Annotated in this window: 9 protein-coding genes; 1 reads left to right on the forward strand and 8 read right to left on the reverse strand. The window is 44.0% G+C overall.

Going from position 1 to position 7,626, the window contains the following annotated elements; all coding sequences use genetic code 11:
* Positions 1 to 299: transposase (locus tag O9139_RS14765; protein WP_270877763.1), on the forward strand; the 299-nt coding region annotated here is incomplete at its 5' end.
* Between the two features lie 179 nt (positions 300 to 478).
* Here the strand turns inward: O9139_RS14765 and O9139_RS14770 are convergent.
* The 8 genes from O9139_RS14770 to O9139_RS14805 all read right to left on the reverse strand — a co-directional run bounded on the left by O9139_RS14770 (position 479) and on the right by O9139_RS14805 (position 7,512).
* The gene (locus O9139_RS14770; RefSeq protein WP_270880241.1) at positions 479 to 895 is read right to left on the reverse strand and encodes a hypothetical protein; all 417 of its coding nucleotides are present in this window, start codon (positions 893 to 895) and stop codon (positions 479 to 481) included.
* 111 nt (positions 896 to 1,006) lie between these two features.
* The gene (locus O9139_RS14775) at positions 1,007 to 1,444 is read right to left on the reverse strand and encodes a hypothetical protein (RefSeq protein ID WP_270880242.1); all 438 of its coding nucleotides are present in this window, start codon (positions 1,442 to 1,444) and stop codon (positions 1,007 to 1,009) included.
* Positions 1,445 to 1,453: 9 nt separating this feature from the next.
* Positions 1,454 to 2,143, reverse strand: a complete 690-nt coding sequence (locus O9139_RS14780; RefSeq protein ID WP_270880243.1) for an ATP-binding cassette domain-containing protein — start codon at positions 2,141 to 2,143, stop codon at positions 1,454 to 1,456.
* Position 2,144: 1 nt separating this feature from the next.
* Positions 2,145 to 2,522 carry a GntR family transcriptional regulator gene (locus O9139_RS14785; protein WP_270880244.1) on the reverse strand — a complete coding sequence of 126 codons (378 nt, stop codon included), beginning with the start codon at positions 2,520 to 2,522 and terminating at the stop codon, positions 2,145 to 2,147.
* A 2-nt stretch (positions 2,523 to 2,524) separates the two neighbouring features.
* Positions 2,525 to 3,262 (reverse strand): hypothetical protein, encoded by a 738-nt coding sequence (locus tag O9139_RS14790; protein WP_270880245.1) that lies wholly within the window; start codon positions 3,260 to 3,262, stop codon positions 2,525 to 2,527.
* A 796-nt stretch (positions 3,263 to 4,058) separates the two neighbouring features.
* A complete protein-coding gene (locus tag O9139_RS14795; RefSeq protein WP_270880246.1) occupies positions 4,059 to 4,643 on the reverse strand; it encodes a DUF1254 domain-containing protein in 585 nt (194 codons plus the stop codon).
* Complete coding sequence (locus O9139_RS14800) at positions 4,640 to 5,305, reverse strand: DUF1214 domain-containing protein (protein WP_270880247.1); 666 nt, start codon at positions 5,303 to 5,305, stop codon at positions 4,640 to 4,642. Before O9139_RS14800 ends, O9139_RS14795 begins: the two co-directional genes overlap by 4 nt.
* Before the next feature lie 920 nt (positions 5,306 to 6,225).
* Entirely contained in the window at positions 6,226 to 7,512 is a 1,287-nt protein-coding gene (locus tag O9139_RS14805) for an IS110 family RNA-guided transposase (protein WP_270877637.1), read from the reverse strand.
* Between the last annotated feature and the right edge of the window lie 114 nt (positions 7,513 to 7,626).

Raw genomic sequence — 7,626 nt, forward strand, 5'->3', positions numbered from 1 at the left:
ATCACGCAAAGAAACTGGTGGCCTTTGCCGGTGTTGATCCAAGTGTTTTTTCATCAGGCAAGTTTGTAGCTACCCAAAATAAAATCACTAAGCATGGCTCCAGGAGACTTCGTACTGCCCTATATCAAGCTGTACGATGTGGTATTCGTAGTAATAGAAATAAGAAATTAAGGGCTTATTATGATAAGAAACGTGCTGAAGGAAAGCTGTTCAAAGTAGCGATAATTGCTTGTGTGAATAAACTCATCCACTGGATTTTTGCCATCTTAACTACTAAAGAAGCGTTCCGTTTAGAGTAAGTATCGGGAAATAGAAATATATGGAATGTCTTTCCGTGCTTTATGGGACGGTTCTTTCCCATGCACTTTTTCAAGTATACCACTTCATTGATCTGCTATTAATAAATAAATATTGACAAGCTATTAGCTGGAATAGTTCAATGAGTTGTATCCTAATCATCCTAAACGTGAATACCATTTCAATCCCACCAAACACTATAAATCTTTGAATTATTACTCTGTAAGTTGAATTTACTCTTCGTACTTTGTACAAACGAATTTTCTTCTTCGACTTCGGTAGGTTCTAAAACATCTAATTTCATTATTAATTCATTTTTTTCAATCGTTCCAATGATATAGATCCTTTCACTATATGGCCATTGATTCTCATCTATATCGGTAATTTCAATTAAAATATTCTCAATACCATTATCCAGTTGAATTTCATTCAAATCTTTTTGGAATTCATCAACCGTTGGATGATTATCTATATTAGCTGCAATTGAAAAATCATCCGTATTACCACTAAAAAATTCATTAATTGTAATTAGAGGACCGACTGGATCGTTGAAGCCAATATTCTTAACTTTTTCTAAAAGTGCCTTTTGATAATTCATGCTATCTCTCTCATTTCTTACGAACCTCATAATACTTCCATATTAATTAAAGCTAACCGGCTGCCTTCAATAAGAGCCCCACCTACATACCGAACGATCAACTGCACCGACTTAAACCCACCGATCCCCGCGCTTCCTCGCATAATTTGCAAACACAAAGCGCCAAGGAATGACGAAGGGAAATACCACGACCCACAAGTTAGCAGTGACCATATTCATCGTTGCATCGTCCATCCGACCGGATGTCCATATTGGCAGTGCAACGACGACCAGCCAGACTGTTTTCCACGCTACTTCCCATAAAAGTACAGGCAGCATCTGCAGCGGATACCGCAATCCGAGGACGCATAATGCCCAGAAGGCGAGTAGCATGCTTTGCACGACCCCCTCCATCAGCTCCCACGACCCCAAATGATTAATAAATTCAGGCCATTTCGTGATAGCGAGTCCCACGACAATAAGAAGGTAACCACCTCTCAACAAATAAAGACGTAATAACGATACTTCACTCGGTGATACCTTCTTGAATTGCTCCGTCACATTCATCATCCCTCTCCCCTATACATATGCCTTCTTCATCCAATCCTCGATGCGAAGAGCCTCCGATTTATGCAATTCTTCCACATCGGCCATTTTAACCAACGAACCGCTCTTAAGTGCAATGAAGCCGTCTATTAACGTTTCGATTTCCGCAACCTCGTGGCTTGTCATGATTAAGGTCTGAAATTTCAAGTCAACGTAGGAGATCATGCCCTTCACAATAGAGTCTCGTATCATCGGATCAAGCCCGGATAAGGGTTCGTCCATCAGAATGTAGGGTACCTCTCTCGCTAACGTAAGAACGATTTGCAAGCGGCCGCGATTACCTTTCGAAAGCGATTTAATTTTCATATGAGGATCCAAGCGCATAAGCTTCATGATTTCTTCTGCTTTCGCCAGGTTAAAGTCGGCAAATTGTGAAGCCTGAAATTGCATTGCTTCTCTTACCGTGAATATTGGATAAAAGAGACTCGACTCGGAGGAATAAGAAACGACTTTACCGGTTCTTCGATTGGCCGTCTCTCCGTTAACCGTCACACTGCCGCTTGTGGGCAGTGAAAGTCCAGACATTAGCTTTAATAAGGTTGACTTCCCGCTGCCATTTTCGCCCACAATGCCAATGATTTTACCTATGGGTATCGTCAATGAGATATCCTGAAGCGCAATCTGATTGACATATTTCTTTGTAACGTTTGTCATCTGAATCATGTCACTCATCGCCTTTCTCAGCGTTGTTCAAATAATCTGTCAGCCCCGACAGGATCTCTGCCGCGCTGTATCCGATTTCTCGCATGACGTGAACGAATTGTTCAATTTGTTCATGTTTCAACTTATCACGCTGTTGAACCAGACGATCCTGCCGTTCCGGAACAAACGTTCCTTGACCTCGCTTCGTTTCCAAGATCCCTTCTCGCTCCAGCTCGCTATACGCTCTTTGAATGGTGTTGGGATTTATGTTGTATTTGATTCCCATATCGCGGATCGAAGGAAGCTTCTCGCCAGCTTTCAATTCTCCGCTAATAATTTGTCGATGTATACGATCCGCCAATTGCAAATAGATCGGCTTTGAAGCATTAAATTCATCCATCGTTATCCCTCAACTTTGTTGTCCACGAGCCACGCGGTTAGTATGAATAGTCCGACGATAATCATAAGGTCGTATACATACCCGCCTGAGTAGGTTTGTATTGGATCGGATAATATCGTAGGAAATTTATAAGTAATGCCTCCCCAGTCCATCACATAGCGATACAGTGTAGAGGATTTGATCAAAGCATTTAGCCATGCGGATAGGATGGCCGCGCCGGCAACCGCCGCCCAGCTCCAACGCCCGATTTTCAGCTTAAGGTATTGGTATAGAGCCCAAAGAACCATCACCCATACGCTAAGTTCAATAGATATCCCAATCACATGAGGCAAGATGAACCATCCCAGTTTCCAGGTATCCGTCCAATACGGCTCAATCAAGCTGAACTTGGGTATGATCAGCAGTCTGGATAACACATATAGCATGGCTAATGAAATTAAGATCATCATCAAGCCGTTTATTATTTTGCTCAACAACAATTTACTTGCCGGTTGGGGATTGTTTAGCCATAAATGCAAGTTGCCCTCCGACTTTAAACCGACAAACACAATAAGAGGCACGTAGATCACATGAATTGCAACGGCAATCGCTAAGGGTACGAACATGAGCAATGGATCGTCCGTTTCCCTCTCCATGTACAAGGCTAGTATAGCAATCAATACATTCATGACGATTCCGATGAAGAACAAGCTCCTTGTTAACTTAAAATCCTTAATAAACAAAGCTGTCCACTGCTGCATCTCCACTTCACCCTTTTTAGATTAATCAAACATTCGGTGCACTAATGAAATAGTACACTAATTCACAATAACATGTAAATAGGCATTAAAAAAGAAGGCACAGAAGGAGTCCCATTATACCTTTGCATGCTTGACCTTTAAGTGCCATTTTTTCGGCTTTACGATCATTAATTATCCTGCCAGTTAGTTTAACGAATAGGTCCAGAAATGACTCTCCTCTTCCCTGACTCAGCCCACGTCGGGAATGGGATCAAGTTCTTGTCATTTGGTTTTGACAAGAACTTGATGTCATAAATGACAAAGAACTTGTTCCCATACCCGCAAAAAAAGCCTCTGGAGGGATTTTTCCCTCGCAGAGACTTTGTATTTATGTTGTTAGTCTTTACAACTCCGAATATTTTATTGGCGCATTTTTGATATATATATTTATGTAGCGTTGTTCTTCTGGCTATGACCCGTTGGGACATGGGAGCGAGAATCACTTGGGCAAAGTGGAGACGTACAGTACATGGAACAATATGGGTGAAGGATACTCCACCTTTATTTCCGCATGCCTAATTCTCATCAGCACTCGCCCCACCCCTGCTTTCATCTCTCACAATTACTAGAGGCTGAAATCCTGTGAATTCATGAGTTTGATTTGAGGAAACTGAATCATTTCGAGGGAGCTTAGTCCTCGCCTTAGTTCACAACTATATTTTCGGCCAAATACTCTATTTCTCGCGAACACGGAATCCCCTCCGAGTAAAAAATCCAGTGGAACCGGGTAAGCTCGCATTGTGGGGATCATTACAAACTATGGCTTAGTCAACGGAGATAATTGTATCTGGTGCGCAAGCCCATGTGCAGTCGGGAGGTCACTGTTGCTGTCGACAAAAACGCGACCAATAACAAGTACCGAATTATTTGGTGAAGAAATCTGTGGCACTCCCTGTGGCATAGCCCCTTTCCAACTGGGGCCGCTGATGAGGTAAGCGCCGGCCTCAGTTCCCGTCGTGCGTTTGCCGACATAGGCAAAGTTAGTGTTTTTCGACGGATCGGTGAACTGCACGCTGTAATAGCGACCATGCATGTCCGGCACATGCAAGATTAGCGGCCCTTTTCTGAGGTCTAACCAACCAACCACAAGGAGCGTGTCACGATTCACGCCAGTAGTCATTAATTTTGAGCCTGAAGTATTAAGAGGATCTGCAAATAGCGCTTGAGATTGTATATAGAGCGTATTAATTGGGATGGGACCGTCGCCGAATCCCTTAACGAGGATCGCCCTCTTGAACACGGTCAGAAGCATACGCGGCAAAAAGTAGATGACAATGAACCATACTGCGACCAGTACTGAACCGAATATCAACAAATGCTGGTATTCCAGATGCTCTATCATTTCACCTCCATAACCGGCGGCACGTTATATTTTCCATCCAGAATTGCCGCGCCGGGCATATACACACGTAACCAAAGAATGAATTTACCCGAGGGTGCGGGCAGCCAGTTGGACTTCCATCCCCCTGGAGCGGTATTCTGAATGTAAATATCGACGGAGCCGTCGGCGTTTGGCACGAGTCCGGACTGACCACTCACGCTGTATCGATTGATTGAATTCGCCACAAAGCGATTCTTGGCATTCCCCATAGTAAGCGACCAAAACGCATTATTTGGCGGGAGTCCACCCGCCGAAAAGTGCATGATGTAGCAGTGCTCTCCGGAGAGGCTATGACTCGCACCATCTACGGATGTTTTCCAGTACATCGCCTCCTGAGGTATGTTTACTGGGCCAGGGAAGGCTAAGGTACACGCGGCTCGCAGCAACATGCCGTTCCCGGGCACGCCCAATCCAAACATGGTAATCCAGCCATTGACCTTTGTAGCCTTGATCTTCGCGAAAATTTGAGCCGTGAGAATCGCCATCCCGAGGCCAATGAGGATGCCTTGGATCACGTCAATGTACACAGGTCTTACATGGACAAAGAACAACGACTTGATGATAACATAGAAGCAAATTACACCGATTAGTACCAAAAAAAGAGCATATTTTTTGTTTGTCATTAATTTTTCCCCTCCCTGAACTGTTAAAGTGGAGACCGTTGCTTCCAGACGCGAAGGAGCGAAACATGGTGCAGACCTAACCGAACGAGGCTAGACCCGTGAGCCCCGTTTTGTTGTCTCTCACTCGAAAGATATTTATCCAAATGATTAATCCTCTATACAAGTTTACCCAAAATTTGTTGAGCAATCTCCTACCAGCTAGCTTAGTTAAGGGTACAGAAACGAAAACAAGCGAAGGATCGGTTCCATCGCCTTCTTATATGATGTGCCACATTATATAGGTTGTTTATGAGTTGGTATTCCTCACTTGAAATACTAAGTTGCTTTTCAGTTTAACCAACACCCTGAATCTTCGTCGCAACGAAGGATTTTTTTTCTTTCCCTCATGTAGAACAAGGAGCAAGACCGCCGTGGATCTTGCTCCTTGTTTGTTGTGTTTTGGTGTTTTGGAATGTGTCTCGGGATTCGTGCCATGCCATTCAACTTCAACCTGGATGATGGCCGACTGCCGCGGTGTACATTCAACTATCGTACCCGTCCCTCGGTTTTAAGGGTTTATCTCACGTATACTCAGTCATTCGCAGGATTTCTCACGTTGGAATGCAGTGGTCCGTAGGAAATAGAGCTTTTTTACCCGTAAACTTTGTGTTGTGGGCATGCCGAAATAGAAGAAACGAACGCTTTGGAACATTTCCCCAATTATACTCTGCTGCACGTATCCTCCACAATAACCCTGGAAGTTTACCATCCCACGGCTCTACGGGTCCCTGCCCTAACATTCCTTCGTTACACTTATCCAAGGTGTGGAGACCGATAGCGTTTAGCGGATGGGGCAAAGCCCTTATCGGATACGAACTCGGTCCTCCGTGCTTTCTTTTTCTGAAATCCTGCGAATGACTCAATTCACGTTTTAATAAATCTTACGCAGCTTGAGTGTAATTATGGATCGTTTTTTCAGGAGTGAACGACTCATCACGCTGAACCATACCGACTAGAACCCGCGCCAACTTCCCAAGCAGTTTAAACACCGACTGCTGTTTACTCATATGCTTTATTTGGACATTTTCTTCATGCAACTGTCGGAAAACAGCATTGATCCCCACCAATGTAAGAGTAGCCAGATACAAATATTTCCGCAGTTTGGCATCTCCTCTTTTCGAGATTACGATTTCCCCTTTTCGTTTTCCCGACATGCTTTCAGCGAGGTTTAACCCAGCCCTTCGTAGTAATTGTCGTCCATGGGCATACTGTTTTAGATCACCTGCACCTGACAGAATGGCTGCAATATAGATTGGCCCCAGCCCTTTAAGAGATCTTAGCTGGCTTGCTATAGGAATCTCATCGAGTACGGTTGCAATGTCTTTTTCAATTTGTTCTAATATATCGACGATGCGCTCGTACTCGTCTATTAAGCGTTGGAGATCCTGCTTTGCATCCTCGAGTGCCGTTGTATCCCCCACACTCTTGCTAGCGTGAGAGATGAGTTCGGCAGCTTTCTGAATACCAGTTGAACCACCAGCTCGCTTCATATGGTTTCTCCAACGTGTAATTACATCCGCTGTCGATTGATCTTTAAGTTCTAGCGGGGAAGGAAATTCTTTGAGGGTCGCTATTGATCGTGGACAGGTCCAATGTTTAAATACCGTCGTATATTCAGGGAAACGCATATCAAGCCAGCGGATAATTCGATTCTGCAGCCGAACGCTATTCGTGACCCAAAATTCGCGATCGCTCATAATGGTACGTATTCTTTGGAAATTGGTTGCCTGGCGTGTGTAATCATAGTAGTAGCCGCGACTAACAACGTCTGCAATGACAAGTGCATCCTTCGGATCACTCTTAGAAGGGCTGTTATCGCGATTTTCCTTGTTTCGCTTCGTAGTTGCGGGATTTACTAGGACAACATTTATACCTTTGTCATCAAGCCAATTGGCTAAGTTATACCAATAGTGGCCTGTGGGCTCCATTCCGATTATAAGACTCTTTAATCGGTGTTTCTGTTGTAATCCGTCGATCCACCGTTGTAATTTCTCGAAGCCTTCAATGGTGTTTTTGAAAGAAAGATGCCTACTAGAAAGTACGATCCCACGAAAGTTCGTAGCTTGGGCTACGTGGACTTCCTTCGCCATATCAATTCCTACAACAAGATGGGAAGTGGTAATTCGTTCTATCCGTTGATTTTGTCCGTCTGATTGCTTAAACTTCATAATAAGAGCGCCTCCTTGATGGTGTTGGGTTTTGAACCCGTGGACAAACCCATCATACCGAGGCGCTCCTTTTTTGACAAAGCCCAATTCTTAGGCTATACAGGAATGTTTAGC

It is taken from the genome of Paenibacillus aestuarii (genome assembly GCF_027789125.1).
Taxonomy (GTDB): Bacteria; Bacillota; Bacilli; order Paenibacillales; family NBRC-103111; genus Paenibacillus_E; species Paenibacillus_E aestuarii.